Annotated in this window: 27 protein-coding genes; 7 read left to right on the top strand and 20 right to left on the bottom strand. The window is 64.1% G+C overall.

What is annotated here, in order from left to right; genetic code table 11:
- The first annotated feature begins 15 nt into the window (after nucleotides 1-15).
- The 5 genes from ACN19L_RS25015 to ACN19L_RS24995 are packed head-to-tail and all read left to right on the top strand — an operon-like array spanning nucleotide 16 to nucleotide 6,149.
- Nucleotides 16-2,238, top strand: coding sequence for a heavy metal translocating P-type ATPase (locus ACN19L_RS25015; RefSeq protein ID WP_426491507.1), 2,223 nt, complete (start codon nucleotides 16-18; stop codon nucleotides 2,236-2,238).
- Nucleotides 2,235-3,131 (top strand): cation diffusion facilitator family transporter, encoded by an 897-nt coding sequence (locus ACN19L_RS25010; protein WP_426491506.1) that lies wholly within the window; start codon nucleotides 2,235-2,237, stop codon nucleotides 3,129-3,131. The genes ACN19L_RS25015 and ACN19L_RS25010 overlap by 4 nt, the downstream gene beginning before the upstream one ends.
- A 56-nt stretch (nucleotides 3,132-3,187) precedes the next feature.
- Nucleotides 3,188-4,087 (top strand): cation diffusion facilitator family transporter, encoded by a 900-nt coding sequence (locus ACN19L_RS25005; RefSeq protein ID WP_196956747.1) that lies wholly within the window; start codon nucleotides 3,188-3,190, stop codon nucleotides 4,085-4,087.
- A gap of 56 nt (nucleotides 4,088-4,143) precedes the next feature.
- On the top strand, nucleotides 4,144-5,556 hold the full coding sequence (gene lpdA / locus ACN19L_RS25000; RefSeq protein ID WP_426491505.1) for a dihydrolipoyl dehydrogenase: 1,413 nt from the start codon (nucleotides 4,144-4,146) through the stop codon (nucleotides 5,554-5,556).
- Nucleotides 5,557-5,561: 5 nt separating this feature from the next.
- The gene (locus tag ACN19L_RS24995; protein WP_426491504.1) at nucleotides 5,562-6,149 is read left to right on the top strand and encodes a ZIP family metal transporter; all 588 of its coding nucleotides are present in this window, start codon (nucleotides 5,562-5,564) and stop codon (nucleotides 6,147-6,149) included.
- On the opposite strand, the gene ACN19L_RS24990 is transcribed toward ACN19L_RS24995, so the two are convergent.
- The 13 genes from ACN19L_RS24990 to ACN19L_RS24930 form a co-directional block, all read right to left on the bottom strand.
- On the bottom strand, nucleotides 6,150-7,031 hold the full coding sequence (locus tag ACN19L_RS24990) for an IS3 family transposase (protein ID WP_426491298.1): 882 nt from the start codon (nucleotides 7,029-7,031) through the stop codon (nucleotides 6,150-6,152).
- A complete protein-coding gene (locus ACN19L_RS24985) occupies nucleotides 7,028-7,330 on the bottom strand; it encodes a transposase (RefSeq protein WP_223831499.1) in 303 nt (100 codons plus the stop codon). Before ACN19L_RS24985 ends, ACN19L_RS24990 begins: the two co-directional genes overlap by 4 nt.
- 52 nt (nucleotides 7,331-7,382) lie before the next feature.
- Complete coding sequence (locus ACN19L_RS24980; protein WP_190786117.1) at nucleotides 7,383-7,643, bottom strand: hypothetical protein; 261 nt, start codon at nucleotides 7,641-7,643, stop codon at nucleotides 7,383-7,385.
- 104 nt (nucleotides 7,644-7,747) lie between these two features.
- Nucleotides 7,748-7,996, bottom strand: coding sequence for a GDCCVxC domain-containing (seleno)protein (locus ACN19L_RS24975; protein ID WP_190786116.1), 249 nt, complete (start codon nucleotides 7,994-7,996; stop codon nucleotides 7,748-7,750).
- 10 nt (nucleotides 7,997-8,006) lie between these two features.
- Nucleotides 8,007-8,636, bottom strand: coding sequence for a mercuric transport protein MerTP (merTP, locus tag ACN19L_RS24970; protein WP_190786115.1), 630 nt, complete (start codon nucleotides 8,634-8,636; stop codon nucleotides 8,007-8,009).
- Nucleotides 8,633-9,010 carry an ArsR/SmtB family transcription factor gene (locus tag ACN19L_RS24965; RefSeq protein ID WP_190786114.1) on the bottom strand — a complete coding sequence of 126 codons (378 nt, stop codon included), beginning with the start codon at nucleotides 9,008-9,010 and terminating at the stop codon, nucleotides 8,633-8,635. The genes merTP and ACN19L_RS24965 overlap by 4 nt, the downstream gene beginning before the upstream one ends.
- Nucleotides 9,011-9,252: 242 nt before the next feature.
- A complete protein-coding gene (locus tag ACN19L_RS24960; protein WP_190786113.1) occupies nucleotides 9,253-9,450 on the bottom strand; it encodes a hypothetical protein in 198 nt (65 codons plus the stop codon).
- Nucleotides 9,451-9,489: 39 nt separating this feature from the next.
- Nucleotides 9,490-9,801 carry a hypothetical protein gene (locus ACN19L_RS24955; protein WP_426491503.1) on the bottom strand — a complete coding sequence of 104 codons (312 nt, stop codon included), beginning with the start codon at nucleotides 9,799-9,801 and terminating at the stop codon, nucleotides 9,490-9,492.
- 38 nt (nucleotides 9,802-9,839) lie between these two features.
- A complete protein-coding gene (locus ACN19L_RS24950; protein WP_426491502.1) occupies nucleotides 9,840-11,180 on the bottom strand; it encodes a Fic/DOC family protein in 1,341 nt (446 codons plus the stop codon).
- Nucleotides 11,181-11,271: 91 nt separating this feature from the next.
- Nucleotides 11,272-11,529 (bottom strand): hypothetical protein, encoded by a 258-nt coding sequence (locus ACN19L_RS24945; RefSeq protein ID WP_247977150.1) that lies wholly within the window; start codon nucleotides 11,527-11,529, stop codon nucleotides 11,272-11,274.
- A 76-nt stretch (nucleotides 11,530-11,605) separates the two neighbouring features.
- Nucleotides 11,606-13,744 carry a TraM recognition domain-containing protein gene (locus tag ACN19L_RS24940; RefSeq protein WP_426491501.1) on the bottom strand — a complete coding sequence of 713 codons (2,139 nt, stop codon included), beginning with the start codon at nucleotides 13,742-13,744 and terminating at the stop codon, nucleotides 11,606-11,608.
- Nucleotides 13,745-13,783: 39 nt separating this feature from the next.
- Nucleotides 13,784-14,809, bottom strand: coding sequence for a DUF5712 family protein (locus ACN19L_RS24935; protein ID WP_426491500.1), 1,026 nt, complete (start codon nucleotides 14,807-14,809; stop codon nucleotides 13,784-13,786).
- Between the two features lie 4 nt (nucleotides 14,810-14,813).
- Complete coding sequence (locus ACN19L_RS24930; protein WP_247977153.1) at nucleotides 14,814-15,302, bottom strand: hypothetical protein; 489 nt, start codon at nucleotides 15,300-15,302, stop codon at nucleotides 14,814-14,816.
- Nucleotides 15,303-15,984: 682 nt separating this feature from the next.
- On the opposite strand from ACN19L_RS24930, the gene ACN19L_RS24925 reads away from it, so the two are divergent.
- On the top strand, nucleotides 15,985-16,713 hold the full coding sequence (locus tag ACN19L_RS24925; protein ID WP_165822274.1) for a ParA family protein: 729 nt from the start codon (nucleotides 15,985-15,987) through the stop codon (nucleotides 16,711-16,713).
- A complete protein-coding gene (locus tag ACN19L_RS24920) occupies nucleotides 16,713-17,195 on the top strand; it encodes a hypothetical protein (RefSeq protein WP_190786164.1) in 483 nt (160 codons plus the stop codon). The genes ACN19L_RS24925 and ACN19L_RS24920 overlap by 1 nt, the downstream gene beginning before the upstream one ends.
- A gap of 32 nt (nucleotides 17,196-17,227) precedes the next feature.
- Here the strand turns inward: ACN19L_RS24920 and ACN19L_RS24915 are convergent, their stop codons facing one another.
- The 7 genes from ACN19L_RS24915 to ACN19L_RS24885 all read right to left on the bottom strand — a co-directional run bounded on the left by ACN19L_RS24915 (nucleotide 17,228) and on the right by ACN19L_RS24885 (nucleotide 25,027).
- Nucleotides 17,228-18,697 carry a Fic family protein gene (locus ACN19L_RS24915; RefSeq protein ID WP_111480583.1) on the bottom strand — a complete coding sequence of 490 codons (1,470 nt, stop codon included), beginning with the start codon at nucleotides 18,695-18,697 and terminating at the stop codon, nucleotides 17,228-17,230.
- Nucleotides 18,698-18,879: 182 nt separating this feature from the next.
- Nucleotides 18,880-19,605: a DUF6088 family protein gene (locus ACN19L_RS24910; RefSeq protein WP_111480584.1), complete on the bottom strand. Its 726-nt coding sequence runs from the start codon at nucleotides 19,603-19,605 to the stop codon at nucleotides 18,880-18,882.
- 73 nt (nucleotides 19,606-19,678) lie between these two features.
- On the bottom strand, nucleotides 19,679-19,972 hold the full coding sequence (locus ACN19L_RS24905; RefSeq protein ID WP_190786163.1) for a hypothetical protein: 294 nt from the start codon (nucleotides 19,970-19,972) through the stop codon (nucleotides 19,679-19,681).
- A gap of 116 nt (nucleotides 19,973-20,088) precedes the next feature.
- Nucleotides 20,089-21,384, bottom strand: coding sequence for an ArdC family protein (locus ACN19L_RS24900; RefSeq protein ID WP_190786162.1), 1,296 nt, complete (start codon nucleotides 21,382-21,384; stop codon nucleotides 20,089-20,091).
- 237 nt (nucleotides 21,385-21,621) lie between these two features.
- Nucleotides 21,622-21,837 (bottom strand): hypothetical protein, encoded by a 216-nt coding sequence (locus tag ACN19L_RS24895; RefSeq protein ID WP_111480587.1) that lies wholly within the window; start codon nucleotides 21,835-21,837, stop codon nucleotides 21,622-21,624.
- 414 nt (nucleotides 21,838-22,251) lie between these two features.
- Nucleotides 22,252-24,531 carry a toprim domain-containing protein gene (locus tag ACN19L_RS24890; RefSeq protein ID WP_426491499.1) on the bottom strand — a complete coding sequence of 760 codons (2,280 nt, stop codon included), beginning with the start codon at nucleotides 24,529-24,531 and terminating at the stop codon, nucleotides 22,252-22,254.
- A gap of 100 nt (nucleotides 24,532-24,631) precedes the next feature.
- Nucleotides 24,632-25,027 (bottom strand): hypothetical protein, encoded by a 396-nt coding sequence (locus ACN19L_RS24885; RefSeq protein WP_426491498.1) that lies wholly within the window; start codon nucleotides 25,025-25,027, stop codon nucleotides 24,632-24,634.
- Between the last annotated feature and the right edge of the window lie 7 nt (nucleotides 25,028-25,034).

Genomic DNA, 25,034 nt, shown 5'->3' with positions numbered 1-25,034 from the left:
TAACTCTGCCTTTTCATGCCCGACCCCTCATCCCAGAACACCAACGAGGAGCTGAACACCGCCAAGCAGGTGGACCTCGACAACGTGGGCGCGCTCAACCGCGACCAGCTTACCCCGGCGGCGGCCGCCAACCCCCAAGGCCACGACGTCCCCGGGCACGACCACGCCCCGGCGGCCGATACGACGCGCGACGCGCACGCCGGCCACGACCACGACCACGGCGACGGGGACCACGACCACGGCCCGGCGGTAGCCAATCCTTACCTGTGGCCCGGCGTGAGCTTGGTGCTGCTGCTCTCGGGCATTGCCCTGGACTATTTCGACGTGGGTTTCTTCCGCGGCTACGTGCGCCTGCTGTGGTTCGGCGTTTCCTACCTGCTGGTGGGCTGGAAAGTCATCCGTTCGGCCGTGCTCAGCATTCCTTCCGGCAATATCTTCAACGAGTTCCTGCTCATGAGCATCGCCACCATCGGCGCCTTTGCCATCGGCGAGTACCCGGAAGGCGTGGCCGTGATGCTGTTCTACACCGTGGGCGAGCTGTTCCAAGATGCGGCCGTGAACCGGGCCAAGCGCAGCATCCGGGCCCTGCTCGAAATTCAGGCCACTGAGGTCACCGTGGTGCGCAACGGGCAAACCGTAGTGCTCGACCCCAAAGCAGTCGTAGTGGGTGACACCATCGAGGTAAAACCGGGCGAGAAGGTGGCGCTGGACGGCACGTTGGCCCAGGGCCCGGCCTCCTTCAACACGGCGGCGCTGACGGGCGAATCGGTGCCCCAGACCAAGCAAACCGGCGAGCCGGTGCTGGCCGGCATGGTCAACCTGGAAAACCTGATCCAGGTGGCGGTGACAGCCACCTACCAGGACACCAAGCTGGCCAAAATTCTGGCCATGGTGCAGGACGCGGTGGGGCGAAAGGCCAAAACCCAGCAGTTCATCACCAAGTTTGCCAAGGTCTATACTCCTATCGTGGTGGCGCTGGCCGTGCTGCTGGTGGCGGTGCCCTACGTGGTGGTGGACGACTACGTGTTTCGCACCTGGCTCTACCGGGCGCTGGTGTTCCTGGTCATTTCCTGCCCCTGCGCGCTGGTCATCAGCATCCCGCTGGGCTACTTCGGCGGTATTGGCGCGGCCTCCAAGGCCGGCATCCTGTTCAAGGGCTCCAATTTCCTGGATTTGATGCGCGAGCTCGACACGGTGGTCATGGACAAGACTGGCACGCTCACCCAGGGCATCTTCGCCGTGCAGCAGGTGCAGCCCGCCGCGGGTTTCGATGCCCCGCAGCTGCTGCGCCTGGTCGGCGCGCTGGAAACCAAATCTACCCACCCCATTGCCAAGGCCGTCGTGCTGCACGCAGACGCAGCCGCGCAGGGCGTTTCGGTGGATAATGTGGAAGAAATCAGCGGCCACGGCCTGCGCGGCAAAGTAGACGGCCGTGACGTGCTGGCCGGCAACACCAAGCTGCTCACCAAGTTCAACGTGGCCTACCCCGCCGAAGTTGACCAGGTGTTCGACAGCATTGTGGTGGCGGCAGTGGACGGAAAGTACGCCGGTTACCTGACCGTGGCCGACTCGCCCAAGGAGGACGCGGCCCGCACCGTGCAGGAGCTGCGCGCCGACGGCATCACCAAAATCGTGATGCTTTCGGGCGACAAGGACAGCATCACTCAGCGCGTGGCCAAGGAGCTGGGCCTCGACGAGGCCTATGGTGGGCTGCTGCCCGAGGACAAGGTGCGCCACGTGCAGCAGTACAAGGATGCGGGCCGCAAGCTGGCCTTCGTGGGCGATGGGGTAAACGATGCCCCGGTAGTAGCCCTGGCCGACGTAGGCATTGCCATGGGCGGCCTGGGCTCGGACGCCACCATCGAAACCGCCGACGTTGTTATTCAAACCGACCACCCCAGCAAGATTGCCACCGCCCGCCGCATTGCCCGCGCCACCCACCGGGTGGTATGGCAGAACATCTGGCTGGCCTTTATCGTGAAGGGCATCGTGCTGGCCCTGGGCGCCGGGGGCCTGGCCACCATGTGGGAGGCCGTGTTTGCTGACGTGGGAGTCGCCCTGCTCGCCATCCTCAACGCGGTGCGCATCCAGCGCATGGACTATTCCACGCCCGGCACGGGCAGCACGCCGCCAGCCGTCCCCAATGTACCACCGACCAAAGCGCCTTTATCGGTTGTTGAGTCCATGCCCCGCGAGTTGCGCGAAGGCCCCCACCACCACAACGTTCAATCAGCATGAGTGGCGCTCACGGCATGAGCGGCAGCGCCGCCTCGCGCAACAAGCGCGCCCTGACCATCGTCTTCTTCACGACGCTGGCCTACCTAGTGGCCGAAGTGGTGGGCGGCTGGTGGACCGGCAGCCTGGCCCTGCTGGCCGACGCGGGCCACATGCTCACCGACGTGGCCGGGGTGGGCCTGGCCCTGCTGGCCATCCGCTTCGGCGAGAAGCCGGCCACGCCCGCGCGCACCTACGGCTACTACCGGTTTGAGATTCTGGCCGCCCTCACCAACGCGGTGGTGTTGATTCTGATTTCGATTTACATCCTTTACGAGGCCTATTTTCGCTTCCTGAACCCGCCCAAGGTGGAGAGCAACACCATGATGTGGGTGGCCGGCGTGGGCATGCTCGTCAACCTCTACGGCGTGTACCTGCTGCGCAAAAGCTCGGGCGAGAGCCTGAACATGAAGGGCGCCTATTTCGAGGTCTTGTCTGACCTTCTCACATCGGTGGGCGTGCTCATTGCCGGGGCTATCATGCTCACCACGAAGTGGTACTACGCCGACCCGCTGCTCTCGGCCGGCATTGGGCTGTTCATCCTGCCCCGCACCTGGGCCCTGCTCAAGGAGTCGGTGAACGTGCTGCTGGAGGGCACCCCAGCCGACGTGAACCTGGAAGCCATGCGCCAGGGGCTGCTGCAGGTGCCCGGCGTGGCGGCCGTGCACGACCTGCACGCCTGGGTGCTCACCTCGGGCGTCAACGCGCTGAGCCTCCACGTGGTGCTGACCGACGAAGCCCGCCACGAGGACGTGCTCACCCGCACCCACGACTACCTCACGACCAAGCACCCCATTCAGCACGCCACCATCCAGGTGGAACGCGGCGACTTCGCCCAGCACGAAACGCACCTGTAAGCGCACGACACGCAACCCCCGCAAATTGCTAAGGCTTGATACTCTTACCATCGTTCATGGAGTCAGTTAACTCCCCTACGAATCGCCAGCGGGCCGAGCGTGGCCAGGCCTCTACCCTGTGGGGCATCGGGGCCAACGTGGCCTTGGTGCTGGGCAAGGGCACGGCCGGGGTGCTGGGCAACTCCTACGCCCTGATTGCCGATGCCATTGAGTCGGCCACCGACATCGTCAGTTCTGGCATTGTGTGGCTGGGGCTGCGCACCGCCGCCCGGGAACCGGACGATAATCACCCATACGGCCACGGCAAGGCCGAACCGCTGGCGGCCATGCTGGTGGCGGGGGCGCTGCTGGCGGCTGCGGCCTACATCGCCTACGAGAGCATCCTGCGTATCCAGACGCCCCACCAGCTGCCCGCCCGTTTCACGCTGGCGGTGCTGGCTGTCATTATTGCCATCAAGGAAACGCTCTACCGCCGGGTGCTGCGCGTGGGCCAGGAAGTGGAAAGCGCGGCGGTGAAAGCCGATGCCTGGCACCACCGCGCCGACGCCATTACTTCGGCTACGGCGTTTGTGGGCATCGGCATTGCCCTGCTGGGGGGCCCCGGCTACGAAAGTGCCGACGACTGGGCAGCGCTCGTGGCCTGCGCCTTTATCGTGTACAACGCGTACCACATTTTCCGGCCGGCCTTCGGCGAAATCATGGACGAGGCCCCGGCGGGCACCTGGGTAGCGGATGTGCGCGCCCTGGCCGAAGCCGTGCCCGGCGTGGTAGCCACCGAGAAATGCTTTGTGCGCAAGATGGGCCTGGAATTTTTTGTCGACCTGCACGTGCTGGTCGATGGAGGCATTAGCGTGCGCGAGGGCCATGCCATTGCCGGCGCCGTGAAAGCGGCCATCAAGCGCGCCCGGCCGGCGGTGTACAACGTGCTGGTGCACGTCGAGCCCAACCTCGCATAGCCTGGCCTTTTACTATCCTGCCTCACCTCACCCTTTCATTTTCTTCTCCGTCTTTCATGAATAAATACGATGTTATCATTATCGGCTCCGGCCCCGGCGGCTACATCGCCGCCGTGCGCTGCGGGCAGCTGGGCCTGAAAACGGCCATCATCGAAAAGTACCCCACCCTGGGCGGCACCTGCCTCAACGTGGGCTGCATCCCCAGCAAGGCCGTACTTGAATCCACCGAGCTCTACCAAAAAGCCACCCACCAGTTTGCCGAGCACGGCATCGCGGCCGACAACCTGCGCGCCGACCTGCCCCGCATGATGGACCGCAAAGACCAGGTGGTGAAAAAGGTGTGCGACGGGGTGGTGTTCCTGATGAAGAAAAACAAGGTGGACGTTCTCCACGGCGTGGCTTCTTTCGTGGATGCCACCACCGTGCGGGTGCAGCCCGGCGACGGGGGCAGTGGGGAAGAGCAGCAGCTGACGGCCAAAAACATCATCATCGCCACCGGCTCCAAGCCCAGCACCCTGCCCTTCATCACCCTGGACAAGGAGCGCGTCATCACCAGCACCGAGGCGCTGGCCCTCCGCGAGCGGCCCAAGCACCTCATTATTGTGGGCGGCGGCGTCATCGGCCTGGAGCTGGGCTCGGTGTACGCCCGTCTGGGCAGCAAGGTGTCGGTGGTGGAATACACCGACGCCATCATCCCGACCATGGACCGTACCCTGGGCAAGGAGCTGCTGCGCTCGCTCAAGAAGCAGGGCCTGGAGTTCTACCTCTCCCACAAAGTGACGGCCGTGGAGCGCACCGGCGACGCGGTCAAGCTCACTGCCCAGGGCGGGCCGTCGGCCGAGCTGCAGCTGGAGGGCGACTACTGCCTGGTGTCGGTGGGCCGCCGGCCCTATACCGATGGGCTGAACCTGGCCGCGGCCGGCGTGGAGCTCGACGAAAAGGGGCGGGTGAAGGTGAACGAGGACCTGCAAACCACCGCGCCGGGCATCTGGGCCCTGGGCGACGTGGTGCGCGGGGCCATGCTGGCCCACAAGGCCTCCGACGAGGGCGTGTACGTGGCCGAGCTCATTGCCGGCAAGCACCCGGAAGTCAATTACCTGCTCATTCCCAATGTGGTATACACCTGGCCCGAAGTAGCGGGCGTGGGCTACACCGAAGAGCAACTCAAAGAGCAGGGCAAGGCCTACAAGGTGGGCTCCTTTCCCTACTCCGCCTCCGGCCGGGCCCTGGCCGGCGCCGACACCGAAGGGCTGGTAAAGGTGCTCACCGACGCGCAAACCGACGAGATTCTGGGCGTGCACATGATTGGCGCGCGCATTGCCGACATCATCGCCGAAGCCGTGGGCATCATGCACTTCCGCGGTGCGGCCGAAGACGTGGGCCTGATGTCGCACGCCCACCCTACCTACGCCGAAGCCTTCAAGGAAGCTTGCCTGAACGCGGCCGGCATCGGGGCGCTGAACATGTAATGAGTATGCTACCAGCCCTATTACTAGCCGTTACGCCGGACGTAACCCCCTCTTGGACGCAAGTGCTGCTGTATTCCCTGGTGCCCGCTGCCATCATGGTGGTGGGAGCCGTAATAGCCGTGCTACGCCCGCCGGGCGCCGCCATTCGCAGCGCCATTCTGCACTTCGCGGCCGGCGTGGTGTTTTCCGTGGTGGCCGTCGAGCTGCTGCCCGATATCGTGGCCCGGCACCGGCCCCTGGAAGTAGGACTGGGCTTTGCCTTCGGCGTAGGGGTCATGCTGGCCCTGCGCTCGCTGACCCGCAAGGCCGCGGACAAGGAGAAGGCCAACCCGATTCCCTACTTCGCCCCGGACGTTATGTGGACGTCGGAATCCGAGAAAGCTGCCGACCAGCGCCGGGCTCCCCTGCCCATGGGCCTGCTCACGGGCGTGGCCATTGACATTCTCATCGACGGACTGCTGCTGGGCATCGGCTTCGCGGCGGGTGCCGAGGAAGGGATGCTGCTGGCCATTGCCCTTACCATCGAGGTGCTGTCGCTGGGCCTGGCCACGGCCGTCGAGCTGCAGCAGGAAGGCCAGACTGAGGTGGTCTAGCTAAGCTGGACAGAGTTGGGACGTTGTTTGAAGGTGGAGTTCGAAATGGTTGGGAGCTTGGTAGCCGAGGGCGGAATGGCGTCGTTCGGCGTTGTAGTAGGCGATGTGGTGGCTGATTTCGAGCTTGGCTTCGGCCAGGCCGGGGAAACTGCCGCCGTCGAGCAGTTCGGCTTTGAAGCGGCTCCAAAAGGACTCGGCGTGGGCGTTATCGTAGCAATTGCCGCGCCGGCTCATGCTTTGCACGGCCCCGTGGCGGGCCAGTAAGTCCTTGAAGCGGGTGGCCGTGTACTGGCTGCCCTGGTCGGAGTGCACGACCAGCCCGGCCGGGGGGCGGCGCACGACCAGGGCGCGACGGAGCGCCTCGCTGACTAGGTCCTCCGGCATGGTGTCGCGTACGTCCCAGCCCACGATTTTGCGCGAGCAGCGGTCGAGCCAGACGGCCAGGTAGAGCCAGCCGCCGCCCTGGCGGGGCAGGTAGGTGATGTCGCCCACCCAGACCCGGTTCGGGGCGGTGGGGGCCGGCTGGCCGAGCAAGCGGTTAGGCGCCGCGCGCACGGCCGGGTCCGAGTCGGTGGTGCGGGGCACAAACGAGCGCGGCTGCTGGGCCCACAAGCCGTGCGCCTTTAGCACGCGGCGGATGCGCCAGCGGCCCACCGCGTGGCCTTGCGCCTGTACCTCCGCCCGCAGCCGGCGGGTGCCGTAGCGTTGGTTGTGGTGCGCAAATACCTCGCGCACGGCCAGTTGCCAGGCCGGCTCGACCACCGGCTGCTGCCGGCGGCGCTGCCACGCATAGTAGGCGGCCGGGGCCACGCGCAGCACCTGGCAAAGCTGGCGCACGGGTACGTGGGCCCGGCGTTGGGCGATGTGCTGGTAGGTGCTCACCGGGTCGGCTGGCCGAAGATGACCAAGGCTTTTTTTAAAATGTCGAGCTCCTGCTCGGCCCGTTTCAGTCGGGCCCGCAGGGCGCGCACTTCCGGGTCGCGCGCCACTTCCTCACTGCCCACTTCGGCCACGAGCTGCGCCTGCTGCCAGCGGTAGAGCAGCTTGGGGCTGATGCCCAACTGCCGCGCCGCCGCTTGGGTGCTGCGGCTCTCGCTGGCCAGGCGCAGGGCCTCGGTCTTAAACGCCTCGTCGTATTTACGCCGTTTGTCGGGCGACGCCCCGTTCTTTTTGGCTGTCATCACAGAAGAAATATACGTCCTTCTTCTGTCCGTCTTGCCTAGACCACCTCAGTTACAACTGGTCTGAAAAAATGTTGGTCCAGTCTTCCAAGAACTCAACCACGTTCTCGTATACCAATACCTCACCTGTTTTCTCAATTTGCTGGTATCCGATACGGGCCACATTGTTTAAGTCTTCAGCGCCTACAATTACCTGAAGCTTGGAACTGTTAGGCACAGTTCTTATCGCCAGATAGCGCATTTTGGTGCGTGGAAGTTCTGTGTAGTGCTTAGGTGCGCCTCTTGAGGTACCGTATACAATTAAGTCAGCCATGTTGGGTAAAGTTGGACAAAAGTAGCAAGCTCTATTAGCAAGCAGCAAAGCAATAGCTTTACATGAATAAGGGAGATAAAAGGGGAAAAGTCAACGAGAAGTAACTAGCAGCAGCCGCAGGCGCCCTTGCCCTGCTCCTGAATAGGCGGGCAGGGTACGGTGCCGTACGAGCAGTACACGCAGCAGTCGCCGGCCAGGGGCTTGAGCACCGTGTGGCAGCTGGTGCACTCGTAAAACCACTGGCAGGCATCGGTCGGCATCTGCTCGGCCTGCGCGTGCTGGCAGACTGGGCAGGTAAGCACCGAGGTCAGCGTTACTGGCGGGGTGGGGGTATCTGGTGTGAGGGAAATCATAGCAGGGCAATTAGCGGGTAGCAGAAGGGTTCAGCACCGAGTAGCCGGTGCCGTTGATGGCGGCCTCTACCTGGGCCACGGGCGTGACGGCGGCATTGAAACGGACCTGGGCCGTGCCCTGCTCGTAGGACACCTGCACGCTTTGCACCCCCGGCAGCTGCTGCACGTCGTGCTCGACGTGGCGGGCGCAGGCCTCGCAGGTCATGCCGCCGATGCGGTAGGAGCTGGTTTGCAGCACCGGGGCCGCGCTGGTGGCTACCACGGGCTGGGGAGCCGCCGACGGGTAGAACCGCGCTCCGTAGTAGGGAAAGGCCAGCAGCAGCGCGGCCAGCACGGTGACCGTGGCCAGAAAGCCCCGCGACTGCATCAGCGAGGGCTTGGCCGGCACGGGGCAGCCGCAGTCGTCGGCTGCCGCGGGCGCGGGTCGCAGTTGCTGATACCAGGCGAACCCCAGCACGCCCACGGTCAGGGCTACCAGATAGGGACGCAACGGTTCCAGCCAGGCAAACGTGCTGGCCACGCCCCCCAGCCCGCCGACAATGGCCAGCAAGGGGGTGATGCAGCACAGGGAAGCGGCCAGGGCGGCCAGCAGGCCCGTGCCGGCCAGGGACTTGGTTGGGGTAGCGGGCGTGGTATTCATCGGGCGGGCGTGAGGAAAGCAGAGGTGGATGCCGGGGTCAGCAGCGGCTGCAGTACGGACAAATGCGCCGCCGACAGCGAGTAAAATACCGTTTGTCCGACTTTGCGGGCCTGTATTACCCCGCCGTCCTTGAGCTTGCGCAGGTGCTGGGAGATGGCCGACACGTTCATCTGCAGCACATCGGCCAGGTCGCACACGCACAGCTGCTGCTTGTCCAGTAGCAGAAACAGCATTTTCAGGCGCACCTCGTTGCCAGCCAGTGCCAACACGGCCGCCAGTGACTGCAGCTCCGGCTCGGCGGCGGCCAAGCGGTGCCTGCTCTGTTCAATGTGGGCCGTATCAGCGAAAACCCGGATGCAAGAGGAAGAAGACATACCTTAAATTTTTTCAAAGGTAATGTTTTCTTATTTAAGCAAACGCTAAAATACACTTCCACCACCAGGCCCTCAATGAGTACTTGCCTGTCCCTGTATTGACCGGTTCAGGTCATTGAAATATTGACCAAATAGGAACCGGGACAATAACCCACCATGTACCGGGACTCTGCTGGAGATGGGATTAACACTACCCGATTACCATCCGAAAAAGCAAGGGTGTTAAGGGTGTAGTGGGACTGCTAATTAGGCGTTTCAAGTAGCATCCAGGTACGGCGAGTACCACAGGCAGTGCACGCCATCAACAGCTCCGTGGCGTGCGCATAGCGCTCCAGCACCTCCTCGTGGGCGTGTAGCGTTTCCTGCCGGCAGGTGGCACAGGGCAGCAACTCCGTCGCCTCCAGCTGTTCCTGCAGGAACTCTAATTCATCGTCCTTCATCGGTGGCAAGGTAGCAATTAGCAGTAGTCAGTTGAAGCCTCACTCATTCTTCACCTGGTTTTCCCGGGCGGCTAAGGCCGCTTTGGCCTGGGTTACGTTGAAAAGGTACTGCCGGGCCAGCGCGGGATTTTCGCGGTGGGCCCAGGCCCTGGCCCGACGCGCTTCCTCAATTGGCCCTTCGGGCAGGCGCAGGGGCACTGGCGCGGGCCAGTGGCAAGCGCCCTGACGAAAGAATTCTTCGATTGCTGCCAGCAGCGTGAGCGTACGCTCCGCGTTCCGGGGCCACTGGTCCAGCAATTGCTCCAGCTCCCAGCTGGCCGCTTCGTACTCGGCTTCTATGTATAAATTCATGGGTCTGGTTTAAAGTTACGTGCGCAGATGCCGGGTGCTTACCGTTCTACGCCTTCCTTCTCCTGGGCCGGCTTCGATGGCGCGAGGTTGCGCTGCGCTTCCTGCAAGCTGCGCCCAGCCCCCCGCAGGGCGGCGGCATCGTCGGCCAATGCCGGTATCTTCTCAGCCCTGGACAAGGCCTCCGTGACTGCCTGCAGGTTGGCGCCGCCCAGGTAAGCAGATTTCTCCACGGCTTTTGCTGCCCGCGATAAGGAATCCGCCGGGCCCGGGTAGCCCTGCTCCTTTAAACCTTCGACCAGCTGCTTAGCCGCCTGCACAAACGCAGTTGTTGCGGAAGGGTGGGACTGGGGAGGCGTTACTGCCGGCACTACATCCACGGCTCGTGCTTGTGCGGGTGGTTGCAAAACGGCCAGTGCGGCCCCAAACCGGGCGGCCTCTTGCTGAGAAACAGGGTCCTGGAAGCGTTTGTCCTGCACCACCTCCTGCACCAGCTGTCTGAGGCCCGCACCATGCTTTGGCAGGCCCTGCTGAGGGTTGCGGTCGATGTCGAGTACTTGCGCAAGCAGCGCGTCCGCTCGTTGCGTGCGCCGGTAGTCCACACCGGCTACCAATTGCTGCATGGCCGGGGCTGCCGCAACCAGGTCTCGTAGCTGCTCTATCTGCCGCACGGTGGGCGTGGGTCCATCCGTCAGGGGACGCGCCTGGCTGGGGTGCCGGGCTGCTTCGGCTGCTGCTCCGGGCAGGGCCGTGGTGTTGCGGGCAAATAAGTCCCGCAGGGCCTGCAGGTCCCGCTTTTTGTGCGGCGCGCCGTGCAGGCTCACGATGCCCTGGTCGCGGGCGGGATTTAGCTTTTCGTGCTCCCGTCCAAAGTCCATCCGGTAACCGGCCTGCTGGGCCAGCTCGCTGAACGCGGCCTGCAGGGTGCGACCGTTGCCTTCCCGGAAAGCGTGCACGTGGTTGTAGTGGTCGAAGTAGTAGGCCGCCCGCTCGGCAAAGGCTTCGGGCGTAGGCAGGCCCTTGAGGTTATTCTCAAGCTTGAGCTGCTCGCCCAGCGCGTTCAGGCGCTCGTCAATGCGCTCGTAAGGCGCGAAGTGCATGGGCCGCTCGATACCGGGCAGGTCAGCGGCTTTGACGCCCTGGAAACTGCCTTCGCGGCGGGTCTGGCCGGCCCACTCAAATGCGTCCTGAAACAGGTACCGGTGGGTAGCCCGCAGCCGCGCGGCGTCGAAGCGCTCACACTGCGGGCCGCGGCCCGCCGCCAGTTCCGTGAGCCGGCGCAGGGACAGGCGCTTGGTTTCCCGGTCCAGCTCCTCGGCATCGGTAAGGCCGAGCTGGTTGTAGAAAACGCCGGTTTCGGGGTTGGTGAAGCGGTCGGTCATGGGCCTAGCGTACCCGGCGGTTCGTAACCAAAAAACGCGGGAGCAAAACAGCGCGGCGCGGGTAGCCAGGCTGGGGTGTCACGAAAGCGAACTACTTGGCTCCCGCCGCAGCTGTCTGCTGGCTGGCAATGAGCTGGGCGCGGTACTCGTCGTGGCGGGCCCCCACGTAATCCAGGTCGACCAGGCCCTCCACGTACTGTTCGTGCAGCTTGGCCTGCCAGTCCGGCACTTCGTACGGGCCCTGGCTGCGGGTGATGCCCACTGACTGACTGATGATGAACTGCCGCTGCTCGCGGGTTTGCTCGCGGGGGCCAAACTGGGGGGTAGGATAAGCAGGCGTTTCCATCATGCAAACTACGTAAAAGGGATAAACGACGGGCATTTATAAAACACCATTCCAGCGGCTAAGGTGCCCCAAACACCCTTTATAGCATGGGTTCATTGTCCGGCATCTGGCCGGGCTTGAGGGTGTTGGCGTACTGCCCGACAATGCTGGCCACATCCTCCCGAATCAGCTCAAAGTTGGCTTGAATAACCGCCTGTAGCGCACTGACCGGCTCCGCGGGGGACTGACTCCCCGCCTGCCGGGCTGCCCGTCGCTGGCTCAGCCAATCCGGGTCCTGCCCCTCCCCTGCCGGTGCCTCGGCCAGCTTTGGGGCCGGCCCACCCTCAAAGGTGGCCAGCGGGTGCAGCGGGTACGTGCCGGGCGCCGCCTGGCGCTCCACCTTGCCCTGGAAAAAGGGCTGCTCGGTTTCTACGGTCTGGCCGATGAACTCGCCGGTTTCGAGGGTAATGGTATCCTGCAGGCGCACCAGGTTGCGCTCCTGCCAGCTCACGCTCTGGTTGATGCTGCTGCCGGCGCCGCGGCTGCCGCCGCTCTGGCTGCGGCCCAAACTGGCCGACACCATCTCCCGGTCCTCTTTGCCCACCAGCTCCGAGACGAACTTGGCCGTTTCCAGGGAGTTGACCTTGCCGAAAAACTGGTTGTTGAGGTTGCTCACCATCACCTGCATTTTCTCCCGGCCGTAGGCGTCAATCATCTGGCTCAAATCCTGGGTCATGTAAATCATGGCCACCTTGTTGCTGCGGGCCGTGGCCGGTATCACCTCCAGGTTGGGCACGTAGATGGTGGCGGCCTCGTCGAGAAACACGTAGCTCGGGTGCTTGTGCTGCTGGTTCATCAGCTTCAAGGCCACGGCCACGATGCAGCTGATAACCGGTGAGAAGGTTTCCTTCAGCGTGGGGTCGTTGCCCACTACTAAGACCTTGGGCGCTTGCTTATCATTCAAATCCAGGCTGAACCCCTCCCCTCTCGCCTCGTCGGGCGTCAGCACCCAGGCGATTTCCGGCGAGTTGATGCGCGTGAGCACAATCTGCAGCGAGGCGATGACGCCAGCCACCTGCTTCTCGGCCCGCTGCTTCACAGCCGTCGTGATACTTCGCACCATGTCGCCGCACTCGGGGTCGGTGTCGAGCATGCTCAGCACGTGGGTGAAGTCCGGGTGCAAGGCCGTGTTTACCACGTGGGGCAGGGTGCAAAACGTGGGGAAGTTCTTCTTGTAAAACCAGATGATGGCCGTCAGAAAGGCGTTGGCGCTGGTGTCGAAGAAGTCCATCTTTTTAATGCTCTCCGGGTTCAGGTTGGCCATGATGGCGCGGGCGTACTCGTTGGCGTAGGCTACTACCGGCATCTTGTCGGCCCGCAGCGGGTTCACCCGCTCGCTGCGTTCCAGGTCTTTAAAGTTGATGATGTGCAGCTGCACATGAGCTGGCTCCTCCCCCGCCGCCCGGGCTTTGGCATCAGCCAGCACAAAGGCCTTCTGCGCGGCTTCGGCCAGCACCGGAAACTTAAAGTCATAGATAAGGCCCGCAAACCCCTTCTCAGTGAACTGCTCAATCAGGGGCTCGCCAATCGAATACGACTTGCCCGCTCCCGCCCCGCCCAGCACCAGCGTGCCCCGAAACGGGTTGGGAATGTTAATCCAGCCCCCGTCCGTCGTGGCCAGACTAAACCCGTACTCGGTGAGCTGCTGCCGGCGCTCGGTGCGCAGCCCGAACCGCTCGGTCTTGTGCAGGGCCCGCGCAATGCCGGCTGCCAGGCCCGCGCCCAACGCCAGCAGGGCCGCGGTGGGGTATAGCCAGGCTACCATACCGGCTGAAAACGTGGCCATGGCCAGCAGCAGCGCCCCGGTGAGTAGGCCCACCCCGGCGGCGCCCAGCTGAACGCGCCGCAGCTGCAGCTGCGTGGGCTGCCAGCGCCGCTGCCCGGGCCGCGCGGGTGGGGCTTTGAGCAGCACGGCCAGCAGGCCCCCTGCTACCAGAATCCCCGCGCGAATGAGTAAGCCAAAGCGCTGGTAAAACGTGGCCGTGCCCAGCAGCAGGCGGGTGGTAACGGAAGCCCCCAAGCCTGCATTCGGGGCAGCAGGGGTTCCGGTCCCGGCCAGGAAGGAGGGGTGAGAAAGTAGGTAATACTCACCGCCGGCCAGCAACGCCAGCAGGAATCCCAGGGCGATGTACAGGCCAGTCAGGCGGTGGCTGCTCGGCTGCCGGGGGGCACTCATCATGCTCATAGTCGGGTTGTTTTAAGCGTGCAGTACTTGGAATTACAATTCGGCCTCCCACTGCCCGCGCCGGCGCTGCTCCCCAATGTCCTGGGTGGCGACGTGCTCCGGCCCGCTGGTAGCTCGCAGGGTCTGCTGCAGGCTGTGCAGGGCCTGGCGTACCCGGTGCCCGGTATTGGGTCGGGCGGGTTCCTCGCGGCCCGTGGCCAGCAAGTGATAGGCATTGTCGAGGGGCCGCCCCTGCCGGGCACGGTCTTCCACCCGTCGCAGCCGGTCGTAGAAAATGCGGTCATAGCCCCGCCCCTGCGCAATGCGCTGCACCCGCTCGGCATCCAGGCGCTGGCTGGGCGCGGCCTGCCGGTTCAGCTGCCCGACCCGTTCGGCAATCCGCGCGTTGCGCTTGGGGTTCGGTGCTGCTATGGCGGGGGCGTCCTTTCGTTTAGGCGCAGGGCCCTGGTACTGAAACTGCCGCTCAAATACGAGCCGGGCCTCCTCCTGCCAGTCGCGCAAACTGAACCGGCTCACGCGCCCGCCGGGGTTGAGCGTGACGCGCTGGCTTCGGTCCCGGGCCGATACGACCACGTGGATGTGGGCCTGCAAGCCGGGCCGAGGCTGCCCGGCCTGGGCCTCCCCTTCTTTCACGGCCGCGTCGGTGCCCCGGTGGGTGCGCTCCTGGTGAATGATGGCGCCCCACACCAGCTCATCCTTCCCCACAGCCCCTCCGTCTTTGAGGCGAAACCCCGCTGCATAGGCGGCCATTACCTCCCGGGTAAACGTGCGCAGCTTCTCTTCCTCGCCGCCCCCGACGTGGGCCAGCTCCTCCGGACTGGGGCTCAGCACCAGGGAGTAGAACTTGGCCTCATTGGCCCGCAGCCCTTTCACGTTGTTGTCCAGGGCTGCCAGCACGGAATCCCGGTCCAGCGCGTCTAGCTGCCCGTCAAAAAAGCGAGCCTCCAGGCCATTCTTTCGGGCCTCTTGGGTCAGGTAATTCAGGGTCTGCGCGGCGCTGCCCTGGTTATTATAGGCCTTTTTGCCGTGCACATTTGGGTTAATCAGCTTGGCGTGCATCGCGTCAGTTACCGTTTTTGTGCGGTTTATTCAGCGCCTTTATATCAAGAGCTGCCAGCCCGGCCGCCGTCGCTTCGGCAATACGCTCCTGATTTTTCTGCTGAATTTTGTGCAGTACCTCCCCCCCTTCTGGAGCTAATAAATTCTCTACCACCCGTAGCGTCTGCTGCTGCACGGCCTGCTGCTGAAGCTGAAAGCGCAGCATTTCTAGCAGTACGCCCCGCTCCTGCTCCTGCAGGTATGAAAACACCCGGTCGCCCAAACGCTTCACCTCAGTCATGATAAGCTGGCCTTCCCGGGCCTGGGCTTCCACCGGGTTCAGGCTCCGCTCGGCGAAGTAGCGGATGGCCGCGTCGGCGTACTCCGTGCGGGTCAGCCCCAGCCGGGCGGCCTCCGCGCCCACCAGCCGGTGCGCCGGTCCGCTAACCGTGAGGTGCTTGACAGCTGAAGCATTAGTGGGCTGAGGGCCTATTTTCTGTTTCTGATCCGGCATAGGGCGGGTTTTAACTCTTACTTATTCTATATCAAGATGTTACTGGCTTGGGTTAAGCAATATCAACGCTGTTGATATCCAACTACCATTTAGCCAGCGCGTTAGCGCGGGTAAATGGTAGTCTTCTTGCTAACTACCCTATTAGGGGCATGTTGAGCGCGTGCCCGGTGAGCCGTAAGTGATACCAGGCCTGGCTTTTCCCATCCCCGGTAAGCTGCCTGGGCAAATCGTAATCGGAAAAGTGTTTTTGAATGTGGTTTTGCTTCCCTTATGAAAGACTGCTGACCAGCAAAACGCATCTCCATGCGTTCAGAAGGCAATTCAATGGGAGTGTGAACCATTTTTTATTTCCTGAGAAACAAGTAAAACAGGAAGGTTAAAAACCTAGCATCCTCCCGACAGTACGCCCCGTATGACGCTTTGTTTCTTAGTATTTTAAGAAATAAGTTTCTTGAGAGCTTTTGTTAAATGTTTACTGAGAAAATTGTAAATGATATTTCTCAGAAAATCAGAAACAAGTAATCTTGAAAACAAAATGACTTGTTTACAAGTAAGTTTGAAAGCTTATTTTCTAGGAAATAAAAAAACAAGTTTCCGAGTAGCTTTGAAAATTGAGAAACAAGCTGCTTTATTTGCAAGCTGCTTGCGCCCGTCGTGGCTTTACCCGTTAGTTCCCTGCTTTATGAAAATCATCTGCGTTGCCAACCAGAAGGGCGGCATTGGTAAGAGTACCCTCATCACCGTGCTGGCCGGTGCCCTCTCGGCCGACTATGGCTACCGCGTGCTCGTGGTCGATGCCGACTCCCAGCAAACCCTGGCCGGGGTGCGCCTCACCAACGACCAGCCCAGCGTGGACCTGGAGCGCGAAGCCGGCACGCTCGCCGAGCCGGCCTTTCCCTACGCGCTGGAATCGGTCGGTATGGGCCAAGTGTACGACCGGCTCGACGAAGTTAGCGACGACTACGACGTGGTGTTCATTGACGTGCCCGGCCGCTCGGACGATACGGCCATGATTGACGTGCTCAGCGGCGCCAACGTGGTGCTCGTGCCCGTGGGGGCCTCCGATGCCGAGCGCCTGGCCACGATTTCCTTTATGCAGCTGCTGCAGGAGATTTCCCGGCTTTCGCGGGAGCAGGGGCTGGACTTCCAGTTCTTCGGCGTGCACTCGCACCGCACCAACCTGAAAGAGGAAAAGGACATGGACGAGTTCACCGACGCGCTGGGCCTGCCGCGCCTGCAGGCTTCGCTGCGCCAGCTCGGCTGCTACAAGCGTCTCTCGACCCGCTACAGCTACCTCAACCCGGCCTACCGGCGGGCGGTGGGGGCCGATGCCTCCGTGGAAGCCGAAGTGCGCGCCCTGTGCGATGAGCTGATTGCCCGCGCCCAACTCACCTCTGAACTCATATCGTAATGGCCAAGATTCAACGCCTGAAAATCTCCACGGACGAAAAGATGTCCATGCTGCGCGGGCAGCCCGGCCACATGCCGGCCGCCCCAACTGCGCCTGAGCCCGCGGCCGCCGCCCCGGTGCCCGTAGCGGCCCCGGAACCAGCAACGGTAGTTGCTCCGCCAGTAGCAGCCGCTCCAGAAGCTGCTGCAGCACCGGTGTTAGCGCCTGCGCCACCCGCCAGACCGCAGCCGGCCGCGGTAGCCGCTGCGCCCAAGAAGGGGAGGGGCCGGCCCCCGAAAGTGCAAGCCCCCGCTCCCGTAGAAGGCAGTTCCTCGGGGCTGCAGCCATCTCTGATTCGCTTGGAAGGAGAAACCCAGCGGGCGGCCCTGGCTTACATCCACGAGGAGCTGATGCACCACAGCCGGCGGGTGTACCTGAAAGAGCTGGTCGACGAGGCGGTCAACTATTACTTGCAGCACGGCCCGCCCGCCAAAGGCAGGTAGGGGAGGGGGGGAGCGCACCGGCAAGCGGCCCGCTACCAGCGCAGCTGCGAGTTCACTTCAGTAAAGGCGTCCTGGGCTTCGAGTTGCTGCTTTACCTCTTCGTAGGTGCCTACCCGCAGGGCGGCCACAAACTGCTGGGCACCGCTTAGCATGCGGATGTACAGGCTCGGGTCCGATTGCCGGCTCAGGCGGCGCAGCGCATCCAGGTAGGCTTCCCGGGCCCGGGTGGTGACGATAATCCGGCACTGGCCGGCGCTGACCAGCTCGGCGTTCATCATCAGGCGGGCCAGGCGGCCGTTGCCGTCGTCGAAGGGGTGCACCTCGCTGATTAAAAACATCATGAACATGGCCCGGGCCAGCGGGTCCGTCAGGCCCTGGCACAGGGCAAAGCCTTCGTGCAGAGTGCCGCGCACCAGCTCGGGCTCCACGAAGTTGGTCAGGCCGGCCTGGTTGGCGTATTCTTTCCACTGGCCGGGCCGCTTGTCGGGCCGCGCCCGCATCAGCTGGCCGTGGCGCCGCTGCAGCAGGGCCAGCAGCTCTTCCGCCGAGCGGGGCACGACGCGCATCTCGGCCGGGTTGCTGCAGAGTTGATACGTGCTCAGCACATCGTGCGAATCAGCGTGCCGTCCGCCCACCGCCTGGCCCGTTTCCACCATCCGGTGCGCCTCGTCGACCTGGAAGACCGTGCCCTCGATGAAATTGGAGAAGTATGCCTCGAAGAACGCCACCGTGTAATACGCCGGGGCCACGGGGGCCGGGTCCACGCGCTCCGGCAGGGCCGTGGTGCGCAGCGCCCCCGCGAGCGTGGTAAACAAGGCCACCCGGCCGGCATCAAAGGGCAGTCCCAGGGCCCGGGCCCGCGCCACCGGCGAGGAAAGCACCTTAATCGAGTGGGTGGTGAGCAGCGCGCCCACAATGCGCTGCAGCGCGGCCAGCTCATCGGGCCAGTTCAGGGCCGTGGCCACGTCGCGGGCCTGGTCGCGCAGGGCATTTAGGCCCGCTTCCCCCCGCACGCGCAGCACCATCTCCAGCCGCTCTTCCACGGTCTCGATGGGCAGGGCCTTGCTGACGCCCCCCTTGCGGACGCGGGCCGGCTGCAGGTTTTCCAGCAGCCCCCGGGCCTCCGATGCGAAAAGGATGTCGCCCCCCCCAAAGGGAGCATCGCCGGGCTGGGGCCCGGGCCCTTCGAGCAGGTGCACCGTCAGGCCGGGCAACTCAACGTTGCGCGTGTATTTGTACGTCAGAAACAAGTGCCCATCGCCCGTGGGCTGGCCTTCGAGCTGGGAGCGGTGGCTGATAATGGCCCCTGGGAAAAGATGCTGGATAATGGGCAGCCAGTTCTTGCGCACTAACACGGCCGGGGGCGTTGTCAAATCCGGCGAGTAGATACGCGGCGCTACTTCGCGTAGCTCCTCCCGCTGGCGCGCCTGCCGAATCCGGCGGTTTAGCGCCGGGTCGGACGTGCCAAACACCAGCAACGGCCACTGTACATTTTTTTCCATTAAGAGGCCGCTGCAGGCTGATGGCGTTAATTATTTACTGTTAAAGCGACAATTTCGGCTTTTATTTTCGATTAACGGCAGTTTGGCACGGTAAAATAGCATAGGCGTATTCAATTCTTAAGCCTGTTTGCAGGCACCGGCATGCGTCGGCCCCTTCTATGCCCTTGAGTGCCGGCCAGGATTTATCGGATGTTCCATGCGGCGCAGTTGGGCAGGGCGGCGGCGCTGAGGCCGAGCCGGTAAGTGGTCAGGGGGTTGAGCGTGGCCCGCAGCCGGGCGGCGCCTTTTTGGTCAGCCTGTTGCTCCAGCACGGCCCCCAGCACGGCGCGGGCACGGGGCGGGGCTTGGCCAAGGGCCAGTTCCACGAGGCGGCTGCGCCGGGCAGGGGAGAGGCCTTTGATAAAGCGCTGCACCCGGGAGAGCACCTCGTCGGGCCGGGCGTCAGGAATGCGGCGCAGGTCGCGCAGCACCTCCAGCCACTGCAGCAGCGGCACATCGCTGGCCTGCTCCGGGGCCGGGCGCACCACGAACCCCATGCGCGGGGACCTGGTGCGGCGCGGCTTGGGAGTGGTAACCTGGAGCTGAGCGGGCACCTGGGTGGTTAGGCCCAGTTGGTTGTAGAGCGCGACGCCGGTGGGATAGGCTGCCACTTTGCCTGCTGGGGCCGTCAGCGTGCGCATCACGGCGCCCTCAGAAGGCTTTAGCGTGCCAAAGCGTCCCGTTTGCGGCCGGTAGTACTGCCCTTTGGCGTAGCGGGCCAGCAGTCCTTCCCGGCTCAGCCGGCTCAGGGCCGCGGCGACGGCACCGAACTGCGCCGGCTCTGTCACCAGGTCGGCATAGGTCAGCAGCTCGCCCGGCGGGTAAGCCAGCACCTGCTGGCGGACGCGCTGCATAATGGACTCGGACATGGGTAACGCGGGAAGTGGCGGGGCAGAAGTACGAAACGATGTCAAGTTTTTACATGTAAAAACTTGACATCGTTTAACCGACCGGTGTTCCTTTCGAGGGTGGCTGAGTGGCCCCTTGCACTTCGGCCAGCACCACGGCGATAATGTCGTGCACGGGCTCGTCGAGCAGGTCGGCCACGCGCAGCAGCTCGGCAATGGTGAGGGTAGAGGGGTCAGCCTCGCGCTGCTTAATGGTGCGGTAGGTCATGCGCAGGTGCTCCATCAGCTCGCGCTCGGTGAAGGTGAAGCGGCCGTGGCGCAGCAAGTCGGTAAAGCGGCGCGGCGCCCTGGTGGCGTCATCGGGGGACAGTGGGGGAGGGGAAGGCATAGGCAGCAAGAGAGTAAAGCAGTAAGTCGGGGGCTGCGGGACGATACCCCACCGCCCCCGGCCCCGCCCGGAACCGGACGAGGCGACAAGGTCAAGGTCAAGGTCAAGGTCAAGCGCTACTCCGGCACCTGCTCGAAGGCAGCGAAGTGCGGGTTCTGCTTCGCCTCCTCGGCCAAGGTGCGTTCCTCCCACTCCGTTATCTGCCGCATGATGTTGGTCAACCAGCGGCCCAGGCGGGCGGGGTCGGTTTCGGCCAGAATCCGGCCCGTGGCCGTGCGGCGCTGCTCCTCGGTAAAAGCGGGATGTTCCAGCAGGCGGGTCAGCTCAATGCGCTGCGTGGCAACGACGACCGTGGTCAGCGAAGGCAGGGTTTCCTGCCCCAATACCACCGGCGGCAGCGTGGGCAGCGCCGGGCGGGGCGACAAGGCGCCAGCCTCCACCCGGGGCGCTGGCTGCGCTTCCTCGCTGGCCACGACCTCCGCCGCGGCGGCGGGAGGCGTGCGCATGGGGTCGGGCTCGGTTTCGTCGGGGGTTGCGTTGCCGAGAATCAGCTCGGCGGCCCGCTGGGCGCGGCTGGCGGCCTGCACCACCAGCTTCTTATCCCCGCGCAGCTGCTCCAGCCAAAACTGCAGGTAAGCCGCGGTATTTTCCAGCGTCGCGCTGGGGTCCAGCCCCGCGTGACCACACAGAAAGGCGGCACCCATCTCGGCCGTTAGCTCCTCGCGGGCGTAGCTAGCGCGGCCGCTCGGGCGCAGGGCTTCGGCCAGGTCGGGGCGGTCCAGGCGGCTGGGGTGGCCGGTGGCGTGGGTCAGCTCGTGAAACAGGGTCGAATAGTAGGCTTCGCCGCTAACGAAGGTTTCCGGACGGGGTACGCTCACGAAGTCGGGACCGGGGGCGTAGTAGGCCTGGGCGCCGCCGTGCTCGATGCGGGGGCAGCCGGCCCAGTTGGCGACCAGGGCTTCAGCGGCGGCCAGGGGCTCGTGGGCGCGGTCCCGGGGCTGCTCGGGCAGGACGATGTCCACGCCTTCCACGTCATCGATGGAAAAGACGGTGTAGTACTTGATAAAGGGCGTTTTCTCTTCCTCACCGGTTTGCTTGTCGGTGCGGGTCGTGACGTTGTAGTAAATCACGGGCATGCCTTTGGCGCCCTTGCGGATGTTGCCGCCCAGCTCCCGGGCCTGCCGGAAGGTGAGAAAGAACGGCGTGCCGCCCACCAGGTGCAGCAGAAAGGCGTTGATGCCGGTATAGGCCCGCCCGCTGACGTAATTGCGGGGCAGCCCGTAGGCGGCATGCCAGGGCTTGCGCCAGGCAATCTGACCGGATTCGAGAGCGGCAATGACGCGGTCCGTCACAATCTGGTACACGTCGGGGCGGGTAGTTTTTTCGGCGGTGGGGCGGGCTTGCTTTTTCATCGCTAAGTAAGGTCTAAGTGACTGTTTCTAAAACCGTTTCCTTACTTATTAAACGCAAAACAAGGGCTTATTGTTGCTTTTATGACAACAATTTTCCATTTATTTGCAGTCGCCAAACCATTTTTTCCCCACTGCCCCTGTCCCTGGATTTAGGCTGCTGTTCCGCTGTTAGAATGAAAAACAGAAGTGCCCGACAGGAACGGGCTGTCGGGCACTTCTGCTTGTTGGAGACCCGACTTATTCGGACCTACCGAGTTCCTGCTTCAGGCATTTGAGCAGGCTCTCCCGGGAGGCTTCGCCAATCTGTAACTGGCCTACCCCATCGTAGAGGTAGAAAAACACGGGGTCGGCTTTGCTGACTGCCAGCAGCCAGGATTCATCGGGCAGGTGGGGCGGCAGCTGCAGCAAGGGCGTGTACGTGTCGCGAATGAGTTCTAAAAGTATCCCCTTCATGTCGGGGCAAAACCCAGAAAAATGCCGGTGGCCGGTAAATAGCATAGCGGGGTAATGGCGTGGAAAAGAATGCAACGAGGGTTCCGGGACGGCCGCAAAAGCGGCGTCCGGGAAATGACAGCCCGACCCGTCGGCTACAGGCAAGCCGCGGGCAACCGCAGCAACTGCGGGGGGTGTTTACCAGAAGGTTGGATTAGCCTCGATGCGGACCCACGAACAGGGCCGGGCGCTCGGAAATCGGCAGCAGGTGAAGGGCAGCCGGGGCCAGGGTCCGGCCTGCCTGCAGCAGACCGAATGGCGCTTGAAAAGAAGAATAACCTGTTTTCGCCAGCATGGTAGGCAGCTTGCTAATGCTGCAAAACTAAAAAACCAGGGCATATTCCAAGGGGATTCGCTCGGCAAGCCCAACAGTCCCTACCGCTCCGGGCCGGCCGTGCGTTCGGCCAGGCCATTGGTATTTATGCCGCTAGGCGCCAGACGGTGGCGCTCGGCCCGGTCGCCGGAATGTTCGTGCAGCTGTACGCCGGGCTGGCGGGCCACGTCGTCGAGGGCCGCACTGGCCCGGGCCAGGTTGGGCTGGTCGAGCCGGTAGCTGACTTCAATCTCGCTGTGGCGCTGGTGCGTGGTCGGGTCGGTGGCCGAGCGCAGCGAGCCGGTGTTCAGGCCGCCTTCGCGCAGCTGCTCGGCCACAGCTTCGGCCCGGCCGGGTGCGCCGGCTCGGGGCTCGGGCTCGTCAATGCGGACGATGGCTGTTTTGGTAACTGACTGCCCCGGGGGCAGGGCGGCCAGCTGGCGGCGCTCGGCCTGCTCGGCGGCATCTTCCCGCAGCGTCACCAGCGGGGACTTGTCGAGTGCATCCAGCGTCTGGCTGAGCTGACGCAGGCCGCCGGGGGTGGCATGGGGCTGGTAGCGCACGTCGAGCTCGCTGCGCAGCTGGCCACTGGTGGGGTCTGCTTCCGCCCGCAGCTCCACCTGCGCGCCGGCCTTGCGCAGCAGCTCGCGCATCTGCTGGGCCTGGCTGGGGGTAGCCTCGTCCGCCGGGGTAGGTTCAGTCACCGTAAGCTGGACCGCGCGCTGCAACGCCGGGTCGCCGCCGGCCGCGGCTACGGCCATCGTTGCGACCTGGCGCTGCTGCTCAGCCTCGCGGCGCTGGGCTTCCGGGGAGCTGGCCTCCTGCTCCCGCCCGGCTTCGCGCTGCTGCGCCTGCTGGCGCTGCTCCTGTTGCTGCCGGGCGCGTTCCTGGCGCTGCTGCTCCTTGGCCAGCTCGTCGGCGCGGGCCTGTTGGGCGGCCTGCTCGCGGTTGAGGCCTTGGCTGAGCAGCTCCAGGTCGCGGTTGAAATCCTTGCTGATGGCGTACTCGGTGCGAATGAAGTTCTCGGGCTGGCGGCCGGGCTCGTGGGGCAGCCGCTCCAGCTGCCCGCGCTGCGTTTCCCGCTGGGCGTGGAGTGTGCGGGCCAGCTCTTCGAGGGCGTGGCTGTCGGCATTGGGAACCACCAGCCGCACCACAGTCTGCTGCCGGGTGGCCCGCTGCACCTCCAGCGCCACGGCTTCATCCGCCGAAGGCCGCAATTGCTGCACCTGGGCGGTGAGTTGGGTCAGGTGTTCGGTGCCCTCGGCGCGGGTGGCGTGGTGAAACTCCACGCGCAGGGCCGTGTGGTACTTGCCGGCGGCCGTGGCGTGCCACTCTACCGGGCGGGGCGCCTCGTCATAAGCGACCTGACCGTCGGCTACTTCGCGGGCCCGCCGCGGGGCCTGCAGCTCGTTGAGGTAATTGATGTTGAAGCGCCGGCCGGCGGCGTCATTGTCGTTGGCCAGCACCACTTCCTTGGGCTCCTGCTTGTCGATAAGCTTTTGAATCAGCTCCACCTGCCGCTCGGTGACGGTGCCGCTGGTAGCCACGTAGAGCGTGTTGGGCTGCCCTTCGGCGCCGCGGTGGTGCAGCTGGTGGTAGCTCATGGCATCCACGGGGCTCTCCGACACGACCAGGCGCTGCACCGGGGTATCCTTGCCTTCGGTGGGGTGCGACACCCACACCCCGGTCTTGGGCAGCTGCAGCAGGTGCTTGTAGTCGTCGTTGCGCTGCTCCACGGTGGCAATGCCGTGCTCGTTGTACAGGGGAAAGGCTGTGTTACGGAAGTTTCCCTGCTGGCTGGTGAATACCCGTCCCTGAAAAGCCGGGCTGTCAATGGTTTCATCCGAGAGGTGGCGGTGGTGCAGGTAGCTGCGGTCCGTCAGGGCAGCATGGGTGCCAATCACGGCGGCGACGAGCCGGGCCCGGCGTTCGGCCTCGGTTTCCACCTCCGCCGGCTCGCTGGGCCTAGGCGCGTAGGCCGTAGAGGGGGGCAGTGGGGGAGAGGTGGCCGCCTGCATTCCCTGCTCCGGCTCGCCCAGGTACTGGCGCAGGGTCTGGCGCACCTGGCCTAGCGTCTGATTTTCGCGGGTTTTTACGAAGTCGATGATGGAGCCCGAATCCCGGTCGTCGCCGGGGTTCAGGTACACCTGGTGGTCGCCTTTGCGGGAAACGATGAGCATCTCGCCGTCCTTTTCGAGCTGGTGCCAGTGGCCACGGGGGCCGGCTTTTTTCACGTCGTAGCCGTGGCGCCGGGTGGCGTAGTCTACCAGGTCAATGGATTGCTTGAAGCGGTTGAGCTCCTGGGGGTCGTTTTCGCGCGGAGTAGGAGAGGCTGCGGGCATAAGAGTGATAGGAAAGGGTACAGAAACGGGTACAGACCAGCCGCACCGCCGGCATCCGGGGTGGGGAGTACATCCTGAAGGCAGTAGGGAAGAAGAGGCGCTAGCTCACCAGCTGCTCGTGGGCGGCCAGCTGCTCGCGCAGGGTAGCCAGCAGCGCGGCGTCGGAAAAGAGATAGTGCTCGCAGAGCTGGCCACCTACCGGCAGGCGCACCAGCTCCGTGTCGAAGCCAAACACGCGCAGGTGTTTCTGCACCAGGCGGTATTCCTCGCGCTGCAGGCTGCCCGTTTTCAGGCCCACGCTGGTGGTGTAGGGAAAGCCAAAGGCATTGCAGGTGGCGCGCAGGCCCCCGTGGGGCAGGCTGCGCAGGCGCAGCTGCACGTAGCGCCGGGCCTCGTCATAGGGAATGGCCAGGGCCGGGTCAGGCAGCAAGCGGGCCAGGGAGGCCGCCACAGGCGCGGGTTTCGCCTTGGGGCGGGAAGCAACGGTAGCAGGCATAGCAAAA

The organism is Hymenobacter sp. 102 (assembly GCF_049949205.1).
Taxonomy (GTDB): Bacteria; Bacteroidota; Bacteroidia; order Cytophagales; family Hymenobacteraceae; genus Hymenobacter.
The sequence above is the reverse complement of the archived record's forward strand: the minus strand, read 5'-3'. Positions and strand labels throughout refer to the sequence as shown.

Bases quoted from the DNA above. Each gene is read 5' to 3' on its own strand.
- ACN19L_RS25015 (WP_426491507.1), top strand. From the start codon at position 16: ATGCCCGACCCCTCATCCCAGAACACCAACGAGGAGCTGAACACCGCC.
- ACN19L_RS25010 (WP_426491506.1), top strand. From the start codon at position 2,235: ATGAGTGGCGCTCACGGCATGAGCGGCAGCGCCGCCTCGCGCAACAAG.
- ACN19L_RS25005 (WP_196956747.1), top strand. From the start codon at position 3,188: ATGGAGTCAGTTAACTCCCCTACGAATCGCCAGCGGGCCGAGCGTGGC.
- lpdA (WP_426491505.1), top strand. From the start codon at position 4,144: ATGAATAAATACGATGTTATCATTATCGGCTCCGGCCCCGGCGGCTAC.
- ACN19L_RS24995 (WP_426491504.1), top strand. From the start codon at position 5,562: ATGCTACCAGCCCTATTACTAGCCGTTACGCCGGACGTAACCCCCTCT.
- ACN19L_RS24985 (WP_223831499.1), bottom strand. From the start codon at position 7,330: ATGACAGCCAAAAAGAACGGGGCGTCGCCCGACAAACGGCGTAAATAC.
- ACN19L_RS24980 (WP_190786117.1), bottom strand. From the start codon at position 7,643: ATGGCTGACTTAATTGTATACGGTACCTCAAGAGGCGCACCTAAGCAC.
- ACN19L_RS24975 (WP_190786116.1), bottom strand. From the start codon at position 7,996: ATGATTTCCCTCACACCAGATACCCCCACCCCGCCAGTAACGCTGACC.
- merTP (WP_190786115.1), bottom strand. From the start codon at position 8,636: ATGAATACCACGCCCGCTACCCCAACCAAGTCCCTGGCCGGCACGGGC.
- ACN19L_RS24965 (WP_190786114.1), bottom strand. From the start codon at position 9,010: ATGTCTTCTTCCTCTTGCATCCGGGTTTTCGCTGATACGGCCCACATT.
- ACN19L_RS24960 (WP_190786113.1), bottom strand. From the start codon at position 9,450: ATGAAGGACGATGAATTAGAGTTCCTGCAGGAACAGCTGGAGGCGACG.
- ACN19L_RS24955 (WP_426491503.1), bottom strand. From the start codon at position 9,801: ATGAATTTATACATAGAAGCCGAGTACGAAGCGGCCAGCTGGGAGCTG.
- ACN19L_RS24950 (WP_426491502.1), bottom strand. From the start codon at position 11,180: ATGACCGACCGCTTCACCAACCCCGAAACCGGCGTTTTCTACAACCAG.
- ACN19L_RS24945 (WP_247977150.1), bottom strand. From the start codon at position 11,529: ATGATGGAAACGCCTGCTTATCCTACCCCCCAGTTTGGCCCCCGCGAG.
- ACN19L_RS24940 (WP_426491501.1), bottom strand. From the start codon at position 13,744: ATGATGAGTGCCCCCCGGCAGCCGAGCAGCCACCGCCTGACTGGCCTG.
- ACN19L_RS24935 (WP_426491500.1), bottom strand. From the start codon at position 14,809: ATGCACGCCAAGCTGATTAACCCAAATGTGCACGGCAAAAAGGCCTAT.
- ACN19L_RS24930 (WP_247977153.1), bottom strand. From the start codon at position 15,302: ATGCCGGATCAGAAACAGAAAATAGGCCCTCAGCCCACTAATGCTTCA.
- ACN19L_RS24925 (WP_165822274.1), top strand. From the start codon at position 15,985: ATGAAAATCATCTGCGTTGCCAACCAGAAGGGCGGCATTGGTAAGAGT.
- ACN19L_RS24920 (WP_190786164.1), top strand. From the start codon at position 16,713: ATGGCCAAGATTCAACGCCTGAAAATCTCCACGGACGAAAAGATGTCC.
- ACN19L_RS24915 (WP_111480583.1), bottom strand. From the start codon at position 18,697: ATGGAAAAAAATGTACAGTGGCCGTTGCTGGTGTTTGGCACGTCCGAC.
- ACN19L_RS24910 (WP_111480584.1), bottom strand. From the start codon at position 19,605: ATGTCCGAGTCCATTATGCAGCGCGTCCGCCAGCAGGTGCTGGCTTAC.
- ACN19L_RS24905 (WP_190786163.1), bottom strand. From the start codon at position 19,972: ATGCCTTCCCCTCCCCCACTGTCCCCCGATGACGCCACCAGGGCGCCG.
- ACN19L_RS24900 (WP_190786162.1), bottom strand. From the start codon at position 21,384: ATGAAAAAGCAAGCCCGCCCCACCGCCGAAAAAACTACCCGCCCCGAC.
- ACN19L_RS24895 (WP_111480587.1), bottom strand. From the start codon at position 21,837: ATGAAGGGGATACTTTTAGAACTCATTCGCGACACGTACACGCCCTTG.
- ACN19L_RS24890 (WP_426491499.1), bottom strand. From the start codon at position 24,531: ATGCCCGCAGCCTCTCCTACTCCGCGCGAAAACGACCCCCAGGAGCTC.
- ACN19L_RS24885 (WP_426491498.1), bottom strand. From the start codon at position 25,027: ATGCCTGCTACCGTTGCTTCCCGCCCCAAGGCGAAACCCGCGCCTGTG.